General features: G+C 69.9%; 15 protein-coding genes and 2 tRNA genes. 10 read left to right on the top strand and 7 right to left on the bottom strand.

Translation table 11 applies throughout. From position 1 onward, the window contains the following. Positions 1–6: 6 nt before the first annotated feature. The 6 genes from ehuB to ACFY9S_RS00925 all read left to right on the top strand — a co-directional run bounded on the left by ehuB (position 7) and on the right by ACFY9S_RS00925 (position 4243). Entirely contained in the window at positions 7–930 is a 924-nt protein-coding gene (gene ehuB / locus ACFY9S_RS00950; protein ID WP_391121046.1) for an ectoine/hydroxyectoine ABC transporter substrate-binding protein EhuB, read from the top strand. Further along, positions 927–1637: an ectoine/hydroxyectoine ABC transporter permease subunit EhuC gene (ehuC, locus tag ACFY9S_RS00945; RefSeq protein ID WP_062927051.1), complete on the top strand. Its 711-nt coding sequence runs from the start codon at positions 927–929 to the stop codon at positions 1635–1637. The genes ehuB and ehuC overlap by 4 nt, the downstream gene beginning before the upstream one ends. After that, entirely contained in the window at positions 1634–2284 is a 651-nt protein-coding gene (gene ehuD / locus ACFY9S_RS00940) for an ectoine/hydroxyectoine ABC transporter permease subunit EhuD (RefSeq protein WP_391121042.1), read from the top strand. Before ehuC ends, ehuD begins: the two co-directional genes overlap by 4 nt. Beyond that, a complete protein-coding gene (gene ehuA / locus ACFY9S_RS00935) occupies positions 2274–3059 on the top strand; it encodes an ectoine/hydroxyectoine ABC transporter ATP-binding protein EhuA (RefSeq protein ID WP_391121039.1) in 786 nt (261 codons plus the stop codon). Before ehuD ends, ehuA begins: the two co-directional genes overlap by 11 nt. 208 nt (positions 3060–3267) lie before the next feature. Beyond that, positions 3268–4026 carry an IclR family transcriptional regulator C-terminal domain-containing protein gene (locus tag ACFY9S_RS00930; RefSeq protein WP_391121036.1) on the top strand — a complete coding sequence of 253 codons (759 nt, stop codon included), beginning with the start codon at positions 3268–3270 and terminating at the stop codon, positions 4024–4026. Between the two features lie 143 nt (positions 4027–4169). Continuing rightward, positions 4170–4243 (top strand) — tRNA-Lys (locus tag ACFY9S_RS00925). 105 nt (positions 4244–4348) lie between these two features. Here the strand turns inward: ACFY9S_RS00925 and ACFY9S_RS00920 are convergent. The 3 genes from ACFY9S_RS00920 to ACFY9S_RS00910 all read right to left on the bottom strand — a co-directional run bounded on the left by ACFY9S_RS00920 (position 4349) and on the right by ACFY9S_RS00910 (position 7611). Next, positions 4349–4954 (bottom strand): lytic polysaccharide monooxygenase, encoded by a 606-nt coding sequence (locus tag ACFY9S_RS00920; protein WP_391121032.1) that lies wholly within the window; start codon positions 4952–4954, stop codon positions 4349–4351. Between the two features lie 101 nt (positions 4955–5055). Beyond that, the gene (locus tag ACFY9S_RS00915) at positions 5056–6213 is read right to left on the bottom strand and encodes an SPFH domain-containing protein (RefSeq protein WP_391121028.1); all 1158 of its coding nucleotides are present in this window, start codon (positions 6211–6213) and stop codon (positions 5056–5058) included. A gap of 84 nt (positions 6214–6297) precedes the next feature. Continuing rightward, the gene (locus ACFY9S_RS00910) at positions 6298–7611 is read right to left on the bottom strand and encodes a peptidoglycan-binding protein (RefSeq protein ID WP_391121025.1); all 1314 of its coding nucleotides are present in this window, start codon (positions 7609–7611) and stop codon (positions 6298–6300) included. Between the two features lie 200 nt (positions 7612–7811). Between ACFY9S_RS00910 and ACFY9S_RS00905 the strand changes: the two genes are divergently transcribed. From ACFY9S_RS00905 to ACFY9S_RS00890, 4 genes are all read left to right on the top strand, one after another. Then, positions 7812–7885, top strand: a tRNA-Lys gene (locus tag ACFY9S_RS00905). 113 nt (positions 7886–7998) lie between these two features. Then, a complete protein-coding gene (locus tag ACFY9S_RS00900) occupies positions 7999–8133 on the top strand; it encodes a hypothetical protein (protein ID WP_391121022.1) in 135 nt (44 codons plus the stop codon). Between the two features lie 529 nt (positions 8134–8662). Further along, entirely contained in the window at positions 8663–10663 is a 2001-nt protein-coding gene (locus ACFY9S_RS00895; RefSeq protein ID WP_391121019.1) for a glycosyltransferase family 2 protein, read from the top strand. Further along, a complete protein-coding gene (locus tag ACFY9S_RS00890; protein WP_391121016.1) occupies positions 10660–12600 on the top strand; it encodes a galactose oxidase-like domain-containing protein in 1941 nt (646 codons plus the stop codon). Before ACFY9S_RS00895 ends, ACFY9S_RS00890 begins: the two co-directional genes overlap by 4 nt. A gap of 64 nt (positions 12601–12664) precedes the next feature. On the opposite strand, the gene ACFY9S_RS00885 is transcribed toward ACFY9S_RS00890, so the two are convergent. From ACFY9S_RS00885 to ACFY9S_RS00870, 4 genes are all read right to left on the bottom strand, one after another. Beyond that, positions 12665–13702: a glycoside hydrolase family 6 protein gene (locus ACFY9S_RS00885; RefSeq protein ID WP_391121013.1), complete on the bottom strand. Its 1038-nt coding sequence runs from the start codon at positions 13700–13702 to the stop codon at positions 12665–12667. A 370-nt stretch (positions 13703–14072) separates the two neighbouring features. Beyond that, complete coding sequence (locus ACFY9S_RS00880; protein WP_391121010.1) at positions 14073–14750, bottom strand: class F sortase; 678 nt, start codon at positions 14748–14750, stop codon at positions 14073–14075. A gap of 2 nt (positions 14751–14752) precedes the next feature. Further along, positions 14753–15406 (bottom strand): hypothetical protein, encoded by a 654-nt coding sequence (locus ACFY9S_RS00875; protein ID WP_391121007.1) that lies wholly within the window; start codon positions 15404–15406, stop codon positions 14753–14755. Positions 15407–15527: 121 nt separating this feature from the next. After that, positions 15528–16307 (bottom strand): HAD-IIA family hydrolase, encoded by a 780-nt coding sequence (locus tag ACFY9S_RS00870; RefSeq protein WP_391121004.1) that lies wholly within the window; start codon positions 16305–16307, stop codon positions 15528–15530. Positions 16308–16391: the final 84 nt, after the last annotated feature.

Below are 16391 nucleotides of genomic sequence, written 5' to 3'. Positions count from 1 at the left end.
GCGCCCATGGCCTCACCACCAGACAGAATTCCGCCCATAGTCAGGCGTGACCGCACATCAGGGCCCACCCGCCGGTCGCTGCTCGCGGGGGTCGCGGCGCTCGGCGCGCTGGGGGCGTCCGGATGCTCGCGCGTGGCCACCGCCTCCGACACGGAGGGGGGTGAGCTCCTGGAGCGGCTCCGCGCTCAGGGCGTGGCGCGGCTCGGCATCGCCGGGGAGATCCCCTTCGGGTACATCGACAAGAACGGCGAACTGACCGGCGAGGCGCCGGAGCTGGCGAAGGTCATCTTCAAGCGGCTCGGGGTCGACCGGGTGCAGGCGGTCCCCACCGAGTTCGGCTCCCTCATCCCCGGCCTGAACTCGCAGCAGTTCGACATCGTGGCCGCCGGCATGTACATCAACCCGGAACGCTGCGAGCAGGTCATCTTCTCCGACCCCGACTACCAGATGCTCGACTCGTTCATCGTGCGCAAGGGAAACCCCCTGGGCCTGAGCGACTACAAGGACGTCGTCGAGAAGAAGGCGAAGTTCGCCACCGGAGCCGGCTACGCGGAGATCGGTTACGCCGTGGAGGCCGGTTACAAGCGGGGAGACATCCTCATCGTTCCGGACCAGGTGGCCGGCCTCAACGCGGTCGAGACCGGGCGCGTCGATGTCTTCGCCGGTACGGCGCTGACCACCCGGGAAGTGGTCAAGAAGTCCGCCAAGGCGGAGGTGACCGAGCCGTTCAAGCCGATCGTCCAGGGTGAACCGCACGTCGACGGCGGCGGCTTCGCGTTCCGACCGAGCGAGACCAACCTGCGGGACGCCTTCAACCGCGAGCTGCACAAGCTCAAGGACAGCGGCGAACTGCTCCGGATTCTCAAGCCGTTCGGGTTCACCGAGAACGAGATGACGGACATGACCGCGAAGGAGCTCTGCGGCGGATGACATCCGGACTCTGGGAACTCGTCGTCAGAGGCATCTGGACGACGGTCCAACTCCTCGTCCTCAGTGCCCTGCTGGGCGCGGCGGTCTCGTTCGTCGTCGGTATCGCCCGCACGCACCGGTCGCGGACGGTCAGGTTCCTCGCGGGCCTGTACACCACGGTGTTCCGCGGGACCTCCGCGCTGATCATGATCTTCTGGATCTACTTCGTCCTGCCGCTGAGCTTCGGCTGGCAGCTCGTGCCCATGTGGGCCGGGACGCTCGCGCTCGGGCTCACGTACGGGGCGTACGGATCGGAGATCGTGCGCGGCGCGATCGCCGCCGTCGATCCGGCCCAGCGGGAGGGTGCCATCGCCCTCAGCTTCACCCCCTGGCAGCGGATACGGCTGGTCCTTCTGCCGCAGGCGGTGCCCGAGATGATCCCACCGTTCTCCAACCTGCTGGTCGAACTGCTCAAGGGCACCGCGCTGGTGTCCCTCATGGGCATGGGCGACCTGGCGTTCAGCGGCAACCTGGTGCGCCTGGCGCTCCAGGAGAGCGCGGAGATCTACACGTACATCCTGTTGATCTACTTCGTCATCGCCTTCCTGCTCACCCGGCTGATGCGGGGCCTGGAGAAGAAGCTGAAGGCAGGCGTGGGGAAGGAGCCTCGGGCCGGTGTCGAAGCCACGCGGCAGCCTGAGGCCACCGGTGTGGGAGGTGTCTCGTGAAGTGGGACTGGAACGCGGTTGCGGACTTCATGCCGCACTTCTGGGACGGCCTGCTGGTCACCCTGCAGATCCTGGTCATCGGGTCGGTGATCTCCTTCGTGCTCGGCCTGGTGTGGGCGCTGCTCATGCGGGTGCCCGCGCGCTGGGTCACCTGGCCGGTCGGCGCGATCACCGAGTTCATCCGGAACACACCGCTGCTGGTGCAGCTCTTCTTCCTGTTCTACGTGATGCCCGAGTGGGGCCTGACCTTCTCCGCCCTGACCACCGGTGTCGTGGGTATCGGCCTGCACTACTCGACCTACACGATGCAGGTGTACCGGGCCGGCATCGAGGCTGTGCCGGTGGGCCAGTGGGAGGCCGCCACGGCGCTGAACCTGCCCCTGCGCCGGACGTGGTCCGCGGTGATCCTTCCGCAGGCGATCCGCCGTGTCGTCCCGGCGCTCGGCAACTACGTCATCGCCATGCTGAAGGACACTCCGATCCTGATGGCGATCACCGTGCTGGAGATGCTGGGCGAGGCGCAACTCTTCGCCCGTGAGCAGTTCCAGTTCACCGAGCCGCTGACGGTGATCGGCGTGGCCTTCATCGTCATTTCCTACCTGGCCTCCCTTGCCCTGCGAGCCCTGGAGCGACGCCTTGCCCACTGACACTCTCCCCAACCCCGAGAAGAACCCCGCCCAGAGCGCCGGCGAGCTGATCCGGCTGGACCAGGTCACCAAGCGGTTCGGCCATAACACGGTCCTCGACCACCTGGACTTCACGGTGGACGCCGGGAAGCACGTCACCCTGATCGGTCCCTCCGGTTCCGGAAAGACCACGATCCTGCGGCTGCTGATGACCCTGCTCAAGCCCGACGAGGGCACGATCACGGTCGACGGACAGCAGCTGTTCCCGGCCTCCGACAAGCAGGTCCGCGAGGTCCGCAAGAAGATCGGGATGGTCTTCCAGCAGTTCAACCTGTTCCCGAACATGACGGTGCTGCGGAACATCACCGAGGCGCCGGTCACCGTCCTCGGCATGTCGAAGGACGAGGCGGTGGAACGGGCCAAGGGCCTGCTGGACCTGGTGGGTCTGGCCGACAAGTGCGACGCGCACCCGGCCCAGCTCTCCGGCGGCCAGCAGCAGCGGGTGGCGATCGCCCGGGCCCTGGCCATGCGGCCGCAGGTGCTGCTCCTGGACGAGGTGACGTCCGCGCTCGACCCGGAGCTGGTCGCGGGCGTGCTCGACGTCCTCAGGGACATCGCCCGCTCCACGGACATCACGATGCTCTGCGTGACCCACGAGATGAACTTCGCCCGGGACATCTCCGACCAGGTGCTGATGTTCGACTCGGGCCGGATCATCGAGTCGGGCCCGCCGGAGAAGATCTTCAGCGACCCGGAGCTCGACCGGACACGGGAGTTCCTCAGCGCAGTGCTCTGACTGCGACCGGTGAACAGGCGGAACGCCCGGCCCCTCGGCCGGTGCCCGGCTGGGGCGTGCTTCTGGCATATGCCAGAGTGTCATTGCCCCAGTCCGGGGCCCCGGGAATCTTGTCAACCCCCGCTCCCCGCAGGCCCATTGCCGGTTAACCTGGAAGAGGTTCACTGACCGGATCACGGCCCAACAGCAAGCGCAGGGGGAGACCACCGTGGCGCTGAAGCACGAGCCGACCACCCCGTACCACTCGGCCCAGGAAGCCCTGCGCGTCCTGGAGACGGTGGCGCGCGGTTCCAGCGGTGTCACCGACGCCGAGATAGCCCGCCACACCGGCATCGCCCCGGAGCGACTGACCGCGCTCCTGCGCATGCTGCGCCGCGAGGGGTACGTCGAGCAGATCGCCGACGGGGCGTACGTCACGGGCGAGACCCTGTCCCGACTCGGCTCCGCCCAGCACCGCGAGCAGACCCTGCGCGACAAGCTCCAGCGCACCCTCGACCGGCTGCGCGACTCGGTCGGCGCCGCCGTCTACATGAGCCGGTACGTCGACGGCGAGATCAGCATCACCCAGTACGCCGACAGCCCGGCCGCGCCCGCGGTCAACGAGTGGGTCGACTTCCGCTCCTCGGCCCACGCCACCGCCATCGGCAAGAGCCTGCTCACCCAGCTCGACCACGCCGGCCGCCGCGACCACCTCGCCCGGCACAAGATGGCCCGCCTCACCTCGCGCACCATCACCAGTGACCGGCTCCTGCTCTCCCGCCTGGAGGCCCAGCCGCCGACCGCGCCCGTCCTGGACCTGCAGGAGTACGCGGTCGGCACGGTCTGCGCGGCCGTCCCGATCACGGCCGGCTCCTCCGTCGGCTGCCTGGCCCTGTCCCTCCCGGTCGAGCACGCCCACCGCCTGCGCCAGGCCGCGGACGCCCTCAACCGCAACGCGGCACCGGTGCTGCTCTCCATGGCGATCTAGACCGGTCGCGGGTGCCCGGACCACCCGGCGTGGGCGGTCGTCCGGGCACCCGGCGCGGGTGGTCCGGAGCACCCCCCGACATTGGGTAGTATTTTCTCCGTCGCCCGCCGCGGAACACACTTCCGGCGGCAGGCGAGAGTCATGCGCCGCTAGCTCAGTTGGTTAGAGCAGCTGACTCTTAATCAGCGGGTCCGGGGTTCGAGTCCCTGGCGGCGCACGGATGAGGGGCCTCTCGTGGGAGCGAGGGGCCCCTCTTCGTCGTAGGCCGGGCGTCAGGGGGAAGAACGGGGCGAGACCCAGGAAACCCCAAGGGTCCTGAGGTTCAGAAGGCGACGTCCGAGCAGGCGTAGAACGCGTTGGCCGTGTCGGCGATCGTCCACACGGCCACGATGACGTGCCGGCCGCTCAGCCCCGACGGCAGCCTGCCGCTGTGGGAGAGCGTGGACGGTGGTCGCTGCCCGTTGTACGGCACCGTGAAGAACGGGGTGAGGTTGAGGTCGGACCGGGCCAGGTTGTGGTTCTGGTTCCAGCCCGGCCTGGTGATGTAGTACTTGAAGTCGGTCGTGGCGTGCATCGCGGTGAACTGCCAGCGGAACGTGTAGTTCTGGCCGCCCGTCACCCTGGTGGCGGGCCAGGCTCCGCCGGACGGTGTGCGCGGTGCGCTGAGTTGGCCGAAGTGGCCGAGGCCGGCGTTGCATATCTGCCCGTCGGCCGGGCCGGAGGCCGGGAAGCCCTTCGGGCCCTCGACACTCTGCGGCTCCCACTGGATCGAGCCGCAGTTGGTCACGGTGCCGTTCTGGCAGAGCTTCTGCCGGCTGATGGGGAGGTCGGTGTAGCCGTGGCCGCTGGCGCCGCCGGAGGAGAGTACGAGGGCTCCGGTCGTGGCCAGTCCCACCGCGGCTGCGGACAACTTGGTCCTTGTGCGCATGCTGCCGCTCCTGGAGAACGTGGGGGAGGTTCAGTGAGCCGTGCATGTAGGTCTAGACCAAGTTCGAGATTATGGCGGCTGGTTGAACATGTCCATACCAATCACGGAGGTGTTTCCCCCCGGCCGGCGCAGAACGCCACCGTCAGGTCCTTCACCAGCGCCTTCCGCTCGTAGTCGTCGAGGTCGACCAGCCCCCGCACGGTCAGCCGGGTCACCGTGTCCTCCACCGAGTCCACGACCGAGGTGAGCACGCTCGCCCGGTGCTGGGCGTCCAGCGCGGCGATCCGGCGGCGGTGCATCGCGGCGGCGACCTCGGGGGCGTACTCCACACGGACCGGCTGCACGGAGAACACCTCCAGACCGACGGGGGCCGCGTCCGTCGCCACCAGCCGGCTCAGCGTCTCGGCCACCGCGTCCCCGGCCCCCCTCGGCCCGCCCGGCATCTCCACCGGCACCCGGGCCAGAGCCGCCTCGACGCACTCGCGCAGATACGCCTCGTGGTCGTCGACGCCGAGCGTGGCCCGGGCGGTGTCCCGCACCCGCCACACCACCAGGACGACCACCCGCAGCGCGACCCCGCCCGCGTCGGCCGCGGGAACGGGTTCGCTGCGCCAGTGCCGCAGCCGTACGTCCACCCGGCGGCGCAGCAGCAGCGGGTTGACCCACAGCAGCCCGGAGCGCCGGACGGTCCCCCGGTAGCGGCCGAACAGGTCCAGCACCCAGGCCCGCCCGGTACGGCCCCGGGCCAGCCCGCCGAGCCCGAACAGCCCGAGCGCCCCGGCCCCCGCGTACGCCGCCCACTGCGCGGGGCCGAGCCCGGCCCCGGCGATCACGGGCAGCCGCAGTGCCTCCACCGCGAGCGGCGGCAGCACCCCGGCCCACCAGGAGGTGGCCACACAGCCCGCCGCACCGCAGGCCCCGGCCAGTACACCGGCCGCGCCGGGCAGCACCCGCGCGGACCGCTCCACCAGGTCGGGATCGACCTGCGGCACCGGGCGTTTCGGGGCGATGGCCGGGCGCCTCAGGCGCGGCTGCTCCCCCGTGCCCTGCCTGCGGCCGACGACCGCCGGTTTCAGCGGCACCGTCGCCGGGGCGGGGTCGTCGCGGAACAGCAGGTGGACGGGGATCTCGGTGGTGGCCTCGTTCTGGATCAGCCGGGCGGGCCGGACCGGTCCGTCGGCAGGTTTGCCGGCCGGTCCGTCGGCAAGTCCGTCGGCCGGTCCGTCGGGCTCGGACGTGTGGGAAGTGGTCGTACTCATGCGTGCCTCCAGCCTCCGCGCCAGATGCGTCACAACAGTGGTCGGATGAGGGACCGCCCGGACAGGCCGAGGGCGGACCGAGGCCTACGAGAAGAGGCGCCGCCAGGTCTCCGGCCCCGGGTAGCCGTCCGCCGCGCCGCCCCGCCAGCCCTGGGTGCGCTGGAAGGCCTCGACGGCACGCCGGTCCGCCTCGGTCCAGCGCGGTCCCGGCCCGACCCGGTAGAACCTGCCGAACCCCTTGCGCACGAGCTGCCTGCCCAGCTGGGTGACGTAGGCGTTGTTCGCGCCCGGGCGGAACAGCGCCCGACCCGGGTAGCCGGGGACGCCGTGCGAGGCGGGCGGCGGGCCGACCGCCCCGCCCTTCACGTCCTTGCCCTCGCCGGTGACCAGCAGCTCCCAGGTGCGCGGGCCGGGCAGCCCGTCGGCGTCCGCGCCCGTCCAGCCCTGCGTCTGCTGGAAGGCCCGGGTCGCCCGGCGGTCGGCGTCGGTCCAGCGCGGCCCCGGGCCCGACGCGTACGAGCCGCCGGCCCCGCGCGTGACGAGCATCCGGCCGAGCAGCGTGACGTACTTGTTGTTCGCGCCGGGGCCGAAATAAGCCGCTCCCGGATACGGCGTGACGGCCGGGGCGCCCGGCTGGCCGCCGTCCTTCCCGGGGACCGACTCCGCCGGGGTGACGCCCTTGTAGCGGTAGGGCACGTACCGGTCGGAGTCGTTCCAGTAGGCGTACGGGGTGGACTGGCGGCGGGTGTGCGGGCGGGTCTGCTCGTAGGCGGTGTAGTGGGTGAGCGAGGCGTCCGTCCAGCCGCCGAAAATGGTGACGTGCGAGCCATTCGCGGGGTCGGACGCATTGTGGAACAGCAGAATGTCGCCCGGCTGGAGTTCTTCCTTGGAAATCCGCTCCCCGTACTGGGCGAGACTGCCCGTCCATTCGTTTCCGGGGAGCTGCCAGGCCATCGAGACATAGCCGGAGCAGTCCTGCCGGTAACCGTCGGACCAGTAGGCGTTCATGCTGTACGGCACCTTCGCGGTGACCCAGGTCCTGGCCCGGTTGATGATCTCCGTGCGGGTGATGGCGGTGGGCTTGGGGGCGACGGACGGCTTCGCCGGACGGCCGCCGGGGCCGTGCAGCGGGGCCGAGCCACCCTGGGGGGTGTCGGGCTCGTCACCTGCGGAGACGCCCGGCCGGTGGGGTGCGTGCGGGGCGGCCGCGGCCGGTACGGCGTGACCGGCGCCGAGTGCGGCGGAGGCCACGGCCGCCAGGGCGAGGGCCCGGTGGGCGGCCGGGTGGGCGCTGGTCCGGCCGGACCAGGAATGCGGCAGGGCGCGACGCCAGTGGACGCATCCGGGGCAGTCGCAGTCGCTCGCGGGGTCGATTTCCTCGAATACCGGAGACTCCATGCGATTCCCCTCACACTTGCGCCGGAAAGTGCGGCGCCCGTGCACCAGAGGGCGCGCGTCGTCAGTTTCGCAACTGTCTTCGGCACGCGCATGCTGACGGTCCGAATGATGTACGCGGGCGCCTGACCGGCCCCCTCCCCGCCCCGGGCCGGGTGGTCCGGAGCACTTCCGCACGTCCTGTAGAGTTACGACGTCAGCAGGCGCCGCTAGCTCAGTTGGTTAGAGCAGCTGACTCTTAATCAGCGGGTCCGGGGTTCGAGTCCCTGGCGGCGCACCGACCGGAAGGCCCTTCGCGGAAGCGAGGGGCCTTTTGCGTGCCTGCGCACAGCCTGCCGCCCGCTGGGCCTGCCCCCAGCCTGCCGCCTTCTGGCCGGATACCCTCTCGCCATGGCAGCGCGCGACCTGCGGGAGCGGATCAAGAGGCTCGCCATCGGCCGCCGGCCGGCCTCCGGGGTCCCGCTGCCGACCGAACCCGAGCAGAGGGAGCCGGCCGGATGCCGGAAGCGGACCTCGTTGAACTGAACACGCTCGTCGACCGTACGGAAGGGCAGGCCGCTCAGGGGGCCGGCCTCGCCGAGACCGGCCGGGCCTTCCACGCCCCCTCTACCGGAGGCTGGAGAACGTGCTGCTGCGCGAGGCGTAAGAGAACACTTCGGCAACAACCGCGCCCGCCTGTCCACAACGGCTCCACAGGGCCCCCACACCCGTCACAATGAACGCGTTTGACCGGTAACCACCGTGTTTCGCATCTTGCGATCATGATGAACGCCGTAGAACTCTGGTCTTCTGCTTTTACAAGATGCTGCGGGTTCGCGGCAGTTGGGGGGCTTTAGGGCCGGTTGCAGGTGGAGCGGGGGTAGGGGCCCGCGTTCATGAACCGATGCCGAGGGGGGCATCATGCAACCGGAAGGTCGCGTTGCCGTGTCTATAGGGTGTGGATGACGTGGTGACTGCGATCCACCACTGATACGTCTGTGAAGGTCGAGGGGGACCTGGAGCAGACGGTAAGAAGCTACGAAACACGCGCTGTCCGCGTGTGGGGGGATGACTCATGACGTCGAGGCCGACGGGTGCCCGGCAGGACCACGACCCGTCCCAGACCACCCAGCTCAGGGTGCCCGGACACCGGATGAGCACGACGGGGACGTTCCGGCGGATCAAGAAGACCCTGCCGAGGTACGACTACGAGCACTACAGCCGGCTCGCGGGTCCCCTCACCCAGCCGGATCCGGGCAAGCCGTACAAGGTGCAGTACCGCTCGCTCATCTCGCAGGAGCCACACCGTATCCGCGTCGCCCTCATGCTGGCCGCGGCGCCGGTGCTGTCCCTGGTGCTGCTGTTCTGGCTGCTCCAGCCCGAGCACTGGACCGAGCGCGACTACCCGGCCTTCGACTGGCTGCCCGCGCTCGACATGGTGATGCTCGTCTCGATCGGCCTGATCGAGTTCTTCCGCTGCATGAACGTGCTGTCGAACGCGCACGCCACCCTGGTGGCCCGCGACCCGATCCCGGTGGTGCCGGAGACCGGCACCAGAGTGGCCTTCCTCACTTCCTTCGTGCCCGGCAAGGAGCCGCTGGAGATGGTGACGAAGACCCTGGAGGCGGCCGTGAAGATCCGCCACCGGGGCCTGATGCACGTCTGGCTGCTCGACGAGGGCGACGACCCCGAGGTGAAGGCGGTCTGCGAGCGCCTCGGCGTGCACCACTTCTCCCGCAAGGGCGTCGCGAAGTGGAACCAGGCCAAGGGCCCGCACCGCGCCAAGACCAAGCACGGCAACTACAACGCCTGGCTGGAAGCGCACGGCGACAACTACGACTTCTTCGCCTCGGTCGACACCGACCACGTGCCGCTGCCCAACTACCTGGAGCGGATGCTCGGCTTCTTCCGCGACCCGGACGTCGGCTTCGTCATCGGCCCGCAGGTCTACGGCAACTACGACAACCCCATCACCAAGGCCGCGGAGTCGCAGCAGTTCCTCTTCCACGCGCTGATCCAGCGCGCCGGCAACCGCTACGGCTCCCCGATGTTCGTCGGCACCTCCAACGCCGTGCGCATCAAGGCGCTCAAGCAGATCGGCGGCCTGTACGACTCGATCACCGAGGACATGGCGACCGGCTTCGAGATGCACCGCCACAAGAACCCGGCGACGGGGAAGAAGTGGCGTTCGGTGTACACGCCGGACGTGCTCGCGGTCGGTGAGGGCCCCAGCGCCTGGACGGACTTCTTCACCCAGCAGATGCGCTGGTCGCGAGGGACGTACGAGACGATCATCGGGCAGTACTGGAAGGGCTGGTACTCGCTGCCGCCGAGCAAGCTCTTCAACTACACGATGATGATCATCTTCTACCCGATGTCGGCCCTCAACTGGATCCTGGCGGCGCTGAGCTGCTGCCTGTTCCTGGGCCTGGGCGCCTCGGGTGTGAACATCGACCCGGCGGTCTGGCTGATGCTCTACGGCAACGCCTCCGCGCTGCAGATCGGCCTGTACGTCTGGAACCGCCGGCACAACGTCTCGCCGCACGAGCCGGAGGGCTCCGGTGGTGTGGCCGGCATGGTGATGTCCGCGCTGTCGGCGCCGCTGTACGCGAAGGCCCTGATCGATTCCGTGCTGCGGCGCAAGAGCAAGTTCGTGGTCACGCCCAAGGGCGACTCGGCGAGCCCGGACCGCTGGTTCGGCACGTTCCGCTACCACTGGTACTTCGTCGCGATCTTCGGTGGCTCGATCGCCGCCGGGTTCGTCTTCGGGCACTCCCACCCCGCGATGATCATCTGGGCGACGTTCGCGCTGCTGATCACCGCCTCGCCGGTGTTCGCCTGGCGCTGGCAGCTGCGGCAGGACGCGAAGAAGCCTCCCGCCCATGCCGCGGGACAGCCGCAGGACCCTGCGGGGCCGAACCGGACGCAGCCGCTGCCCATCCCGCAGCAGCCGTCGGGGCACGTCCCGCAGCAGAAGCCCACGTGGGCCGCCACCCCGGGCGCACACGGGGAGGTCGGGGGAACCGACCAGACCATGCAGATCGCCCTTGGTGGACTTGGGGGACGTAAGGAATGAACGACCGTGCAGGCCGCCGCCGGGCCCGTCGACTCGCGATAGGCACGGCGGTGGTACTCGCGCTGGCCGGGATGAACGGGCCGTGGCTCTACCGCTTCAGCACCGAGAAATACCACCAGTACACAATCAACAAGCCGGAGTACAAGGCCGCGAACGGCAAGTGGGAGATCGTCGATTTCCCCGAGGAGTACCGGCAGAACACCATCCACGCGGCGCTGCTGCGCACCGGCAAGGTGCTGCTCGTCGCGGGCTCGGGCAACAACCAGGACAACTTCGACGCGAAGAGGTTCGACACCCGGATCTGGGACCCGGTCAAGGGCACCATCAAGAAGGTGCCCACACCGGCCGACCTGTTCTGCACCGGCCACACCCAGCTCGCCAACGGCAACCTGCTGATCGCGGGCGGTACCAAGCGCTACGAGAAGCTCAAGGGTGACGTCACCAAGGCCGGCGGCCTGATGATCGTCCACAACGAGAACCCGGACAAGCCGATCACGCTGCCCGCCGGCACGAAGTTCACGGGCAAGGAGAACGGCAAGACCTTCGTCTCGAAGGATCCGGTGCTCGTGCCGCGCGCGAAGAAGGTCTTCGACAAGGCGACCGGCAAGTTCCTGCGCAACGACCCCGGCCTCGGCCGGATCTACGTCGAGGCGCAGAAGCGGGGCAAGAAGCACGAGACGGGCACGCAGGACAACTACCGCGTGCACGGCCTGAAGGGCGCCGACGCCAAGAACACCTACGGCATCGCGCAGAAGCTCGCCCTCGACAAGAAGGACTTCCAGGGCATCCGGGACGCCTTCGAGTTCGATCCCGTAGCCGAGAAGTACATCAAGGTCGACCCGATGAAGGAGGCCCGCTGGTACCCGACGCTCACCACCCTGAGCGACGGGAAGATCCTCAGCGTCTCCGGCCTCGACGACATCGGCCAGCTGGTCCCGGGCAAGAACGAGGTCTTCGACCCGAAGACCAAGAAGTGGACCTACACCGACAAGGTCCGGCAGTTCCCGACCTACCCGGCGCTGTTCCTCATGCAGAACGGCAAGGTCTTCTACTCGGGGTCCAACGCGGGCTACGGACCCGACGACGTGGGCCGCGAGCCGGGCGTGTGGGACGTGGACACCAACAAGTTCACGAAGATCCCGGGCCTGAGCGACCCCACCCTGATGGAGACGTCGGGCACGGTGCTGCTGCCGCCGGCGCAGGACGAGAAGTACATGGTGGTCGGTGGCGGTGGCGTCGGCGAGTCCGAGGAGTCCAGCGAGAAGACCCGGATCGTCGACCTGAAGAAGGCGGACCCGAGGTTCGTGGACGGCCCGTCCCTGGACAAGGGCACCCGCTACCCGAACGCCTCGGTCCTGCCCGACGACAGCGTGCTCATCTCCGGCGGTTCGGAGGACTACCGGGGCCGCGGTGACTCCAACATCTTCGAGGCGCGGCTCTACGACACGGAGAAGAACGAGCTCAAGCGTGTCGCCGACCCGCTCGTGGGCCGCAACTACCACTCCGGGTCGATCCTGCTGCCCGACGGCCGCGTGATGTTCTTCGGCTCCGACTCGCTCTACGCCGACAAGGCCAACACCAAGCCGGGCAAGTTCGAGCAGCGCATCGAGATCTACACGCCGCCCTACCTCTACGGTGACGGCGACCGGCCGTCCCTGTCGGGCGGGCCGCAGACCATCGAACGCGGCGGGACGGGGACGTTCACCTCGTCGGACGCGGCGAAGGTCAAGAACGTCCGGCTGATCCGGCCGAGCGCCGCCACGCACGTCACCGACGTCGACCAGCGGTCGATCGCCCTGGACTTCAAGGCGTCCGGCGACAAGCTGACCGTGACCGTGCCGAAGAACCGGAACCTGGTCCAGGCGGGCTGGTACATGATCTTCGTGACGGACGCCGACGGGACCCCGAGCAAGGCGCAGTGGGTCAAGGTGCCCTGACAGACAACCGGAAAGGGGCGCTCTCCCGCGGGAAGGGCGCCCCCTTTCGCATCTGGGCGGTGCGTCAGCCGGTGGCCTTCGCCAGCTTCAGGGCGTAGTCCGCCCACCACTGGCCCGCCTTGGGTCCGCCCTTGCACTCGCCGTCCGACTCGCCCGGCCGCTTCACCCACAGGTACGCGTCGACCAGCGGGTCCGCCGTCTTCGTCGTCGGGGTCTCGCCCAGGGAGCGGCCCGGCGGGTTGCACCAGCGCTCGTCGGGGTTGCCGCCGGTGTAGGGGCCCTTGCCGTTGCGGCTGGTGTCGATGACGAAGTGCTTGCCTCCGACCTTGGCGGAGAGCTTCTTGCCGTAGGCGATGGAGTCTTCGGTGGAGTAGAAGTTGGAGACGTTGACCGAGAAGCCGTCGGCCTCAGCGATGCCCGCGCGGTTCAGCGGCTCGAAGATCTGGTCGGGGTTCTGCCAGCCGGCGTTGCCCGCGTCGAGGTAGACCTTCGTGTTCTTCAGGGACTTGAGCTTGGTGACGGCGCCCTTGAGGAGGTCGTAGCGCTCCTCGTGGAACTGCTGGGGCGTGCAGCCGTCGACGAGGTGAAGCAGCGCGTCCGGTTCCAGGACGATGGTGGCGGGCCGGTCCCCGATGCCCGAGGCCACGCCGTCGACCCAGTCGCGGTAGGCGTCGCCGTCGGCGGCGCCGCCCTGCGAGTACTGGCCGCAGTCGCGGTGCGGGATGTTGTAGAGGACCAGCAGGGCGGTGCGGCCGGCCTTCTCGGCGGCTTCGGTGAGGCCGCGGGTCTGCTGCTGCGGGTCGTCCGGGCCGACCCACTCGGCGACCGGCTGCTCGGCGATCTTGCGGATCTGTTCGGCTTCCTGCTCCTTGCCCGACTTCTCCAGGTCGGCGACCTGCTGGGCCGCGGTCCCGTCCGGATTGACCCAGAACGGGGCCTTTTCCTTGGGCTGTTGGGTGATCCCCGCGCCCGCGTCGCCGGGATCGTCCGATCCGTCTCCTCCGTCGGAGGAGGAACACCCCGTGATCAGCAGTGCCGCCCCCAGCACCACTGCGGACATCCGCCTCCCGGCGAACACCCCGACCCCCCTGCTGCCGTACATCCAACTCCCCCTTGGGTGCAGCGTCACAAGTCTCAATCCTGACATACGTCTCGCGACACCCACGAGGCGAACCCCACCTGCCCGGATGACGCAGCGCCACCGTGCCGGGACTTGGCGTTATCCGGCCTCTAGGCCGGGGTGGCCCTTTGGTTCTAAAGTCTTCTCAGCACGCACCCGGCCTTCGGCCAGAGATTCACCCACCGTGGCTCCCGTGGCCTCCCGCGCAGCTCGCCGGGTTACTCCCGCGGCCCGTGCGCGCGGTCGAGGACCGGCCCGGTCGGCGGCTTCAGGGGGAGCGGGCCGTCGACCGGGTTGGGTGGCCGCCCCCGGACCCGCCGGGACCTGCCTGCAGAGGCCGGTTCCCGCCGGATCAGAGGCCGGTTCCCGTCAGATACGCCGAGACGACCACGTTCGCCGTGTAGCTGCGGGTCGTACGGTCGAAGCTGCCGCCGCAGGTGACCAGCCGCAGTTCGGCCCGCCCCGACTCGCGGGGCCCGTAGGCCTGGTGGGCGTCGAAGCGGTCCCGCGTGAGGACCTGGACCGACTCGACGGTGAACTCGGCGACCTTGGCGTCGGCCCGCAGCACCCGGATCGTCTGGCCGGGCCGCATGGCACTGACCTTGTAGAAGACGGCGGGCCGGGAGTCGGTGTCGACGTGACCGACCATCAGCGCGGTGCCGGGCGCCCCGGGCGCGACCCCGCCGGCGTACCAGCCGACCACGCCCGGCTGGTCGTACGGCGGCGGGTCGAGCGCCCCTCGGGCGTCGAGGCCGCGTGCCACCACGGGGGCCTGGACACCGAGCCCGGGGATGTCGACACGCTGCGGCAGCGCGTCCCCCAGCGGACGGTGCTCGGGCGGCAGCTTGATGTCCGGGGGCCGTCCGGCCGCCGCCATGTCGCCCGTGGTGGGGGCGGAGATGCCGTGCCGCACCTCGGTGACCTCGCGGCCCCACAGCCACAGCCCGAGCAGCAGCACGACCCAGGCCATACCGGTCAGCAGGCGGCCGGTGCCCGAGAAGCGACTCTGAACCTGATCGTGATCCCGCATCGTCAGTCCTGTCCGCGGCCCCGGCGGACACCGCGCAGCGCCACGAGCAGCGCGGCCACGCCCACGAGCACCAGCCCGGTGACCCCCTGCGCCGTACCGGGAGCGGCGCCGCGCTCCTCGGCGGCGAGGTGAGCGGCGGCACCGCCACCGCCCGCCCGGACGGGGGCGACGGGTGAGGCGTGCACACCGGGCCGGAGGGACGGGAACGCCTCCTCGTCGGCACCGGGCGCGGACGGCTGTCCGCCCTTCCCGGGCGCGGGCGGCTGACCACCCGCCCCGGGCACGAGGACCGGTTCGGGCGCGGCCCCGGGCCGCCCCGCCTCGCCGTCCCGGACGGTGAGCGTGCCGGTCCGCCGCGTGGCACCGCAGCTGACCCGCACGGGATACGAACCCGCCTTGATCGTGGAGCGGACACGGCTCTCACCGGCGAGCTCGCGTGCTCCGGTGACGGTGAGCCGGGCGTCCGCGACGAACGCCGCCGAGGCGGCCACGGCCGTTCGCTGCGCGCAGCCGGTCACGCGGAGGGTGACGTCGCTGCCGGGGGCGGGGGCCGCCGGTGTCACCGAGACGCTCCCCCCGTCCGCCGCGTGTGCCGCCGGGGCGAGGGCGACGGCGGCCAGGACGCTCGTACAGACAGTGACTCTCAGGGAACCCATCGTGAACCTCCAGATGCCTGGAGCCTCCCCCGCCCGGTGGGCCGCCGCATCCTCAGGGACGCGGCGGCTGCTCCGTACGGGTGACGACGGGTTTGAGCCCCTCGTGGGCCGCCGCCCGGGCTCAGACCCGGTCGACGAGGTCCGCGATCGAGTCCACGACCTGCGACGGCCGGTACGGGAAGTCCTCGACCTGTTCCGGCCGTGTCAGGCCGGTGAGCACCAGGAACGTCTGCATCCCGGCTTCCATGCCGGCCAGCACGTCGGTGTCCATGCGGTCGCCGATCATGGCGCTGGTCTCGGAGTGCGCCCCGATCGCGTTCAACCCGGTCCGCATCATCAGCGGGTTCGGCTTGCCCGCGAAGTACGGCTTCTTGCCGGTCGCCTGGGTGATCAGCGCGGCCACCGCGCCGGTCGCGGGCAGCGGGCCCTCGGTGGAGGGGCCCGTCTCGTCCGGGTTGGTGCAGATGAACCGGGCGCCGCCGAGGATGAGCCGCACCGCCTTCGTCATGGCCTCGAAGGAGTACGTGCGGGTCTCGCCGAGGACGACGTAGTCCGGCTCGTGGTCGGTCAGGATGTAGCCGATGTCGTGCAGCGCGGTGGTCAGGCCGGCCTCTCCGATGGCGTACGCCGAGCCGCCCGGCCGCTGGTCGTCCAGGAACTGGGCGGTGGCCAGGGCCGAGGTCCAGATGCTCTCGATCGGCACGTCCAGGCCCATGCGGCGCAGCCGGGCGTGCAGGTCGCGCGGGGTGTACATCGAGTTGTTGGTGAGGACCAGGAAGGGCTTCCCGGACTCGCGGAGCTTCTTCAGGAAGGCGTCGGCACCGGGGATCGGTACGCCCTCGTGGATGAGCACACCGTCCATGTCGGTGAGCCACGACTCGATGGGCTTGCGGTCTGCCATGTGCGGGATCTCCTGCCGTACGCGGTCCAGCCTGCGGCCCAGCCTAGACAGTGGCGGGATCTTGCGGAATGGCCCGTGTGCGGC

Source organism: Streptomyces sp. NPDC012474, assembly GCF_042955185.1.
Lineage (GTDB): Bacteria > Actinomycetota > Actinomycetes > Streptomycetales > Streptomycetaceae > Streptomyces > Streptomyces cahuitamycinicus.
Note: the sequence above shows the minus strand (reverse complement) of the source record. Positions and strands in the feature narration are given on the sequence as shown.

Excerpts from the sequence above, each read along its gene's own strand:
- ACFY9S_RS00895 (WP_391121019.1), top strand. The coding sequence starts at position 8,663 with ATGACGTCGAGGCCGACGGGTGCCCGGCAGGACCACGACCCGTCCCAG.
- ACFY9S_RS00900 (WP_391121022.1), top strand. The coding sequence starts at position 7,999 with ATGGCAGCGCGCGACCTGCGGGAGCGGATCAAGAGGCTCGCCATCGGC.
- ACFY9S_RS00920 (WP_391121032.1), bottom strand. The coding sequence starts at position 4,954 with ATGCGCACAAGGACCAAGTTGTCCGCAGCCGCGGTGGGACTGGCCACG.
- ACFY9S_RS00915 (WP_391121028.1), bottom strand. The coding sequence starts at position 6,213 with ATGAGTACGACCACTTCCCACACGTCCGAGCCCGACGGACCGGCCGAC.
- ehuC (WP_062927051.1), top strand. The coding sequence starts at position 927 with ATGACATCCGGACTCTGGGAACTCGTCGTCAGAGGCATCTGGACGACG.
- ACFY9S_RS00910 (WP_391121025.1), bottom strand. The coding sequence starts at position 7,611 with ATGGAGTCTCCGGTATTCGAGGAAATCGACCCCGCGAGCGACTGCGAC.
- ACFY9S_RS00885 (WP_391121013.1), bottom strand. The coding sequence starts at position 13,702 with ATGTACGGCAGCAGGGGGGTCGGGGTGTTCGCCGGGAGGCGGATGTCC.
- ehuB (WP_391121046.1), top strand. The coding sequence starts at position 7 with ATGGCCTCACCACCAGACAGAATTCCGCCCATAGTCAGGCGTGACCGC.
- ACFY9S_RS00870 (WP_391121004.1), bottom strand. The coding sequence starts at position 16,307 with ATGGCAGACCGCAAGCCCATCGAGTCGTGGCTCACCGACATGGACGGT.
- ACFY9S_RS00890 (WP_391121016.1), top strand. The coding sequence starts at position 10,660 with ATGAACGACCGTGCAGGCCGCCGCCGGGCCCGTCGACTCGCGATAGGC.
- ACFY9S_RS00880 (WP_391121010.1), bottom strand. The coding sequence starts at position 14,750 with ATGCGGGATCACGATCAGGTTCAGAGTCGCTTCTCGGGCACCGGCCGC.
- ACFY9S_RS00875 (WP_391121007.1), bottom strand. The coding sequence starts at position 15,406 with ATGGGTTCCCTGAGAGTCACTGTCTGTACGAGCGTCCTGGCCGCCGTC.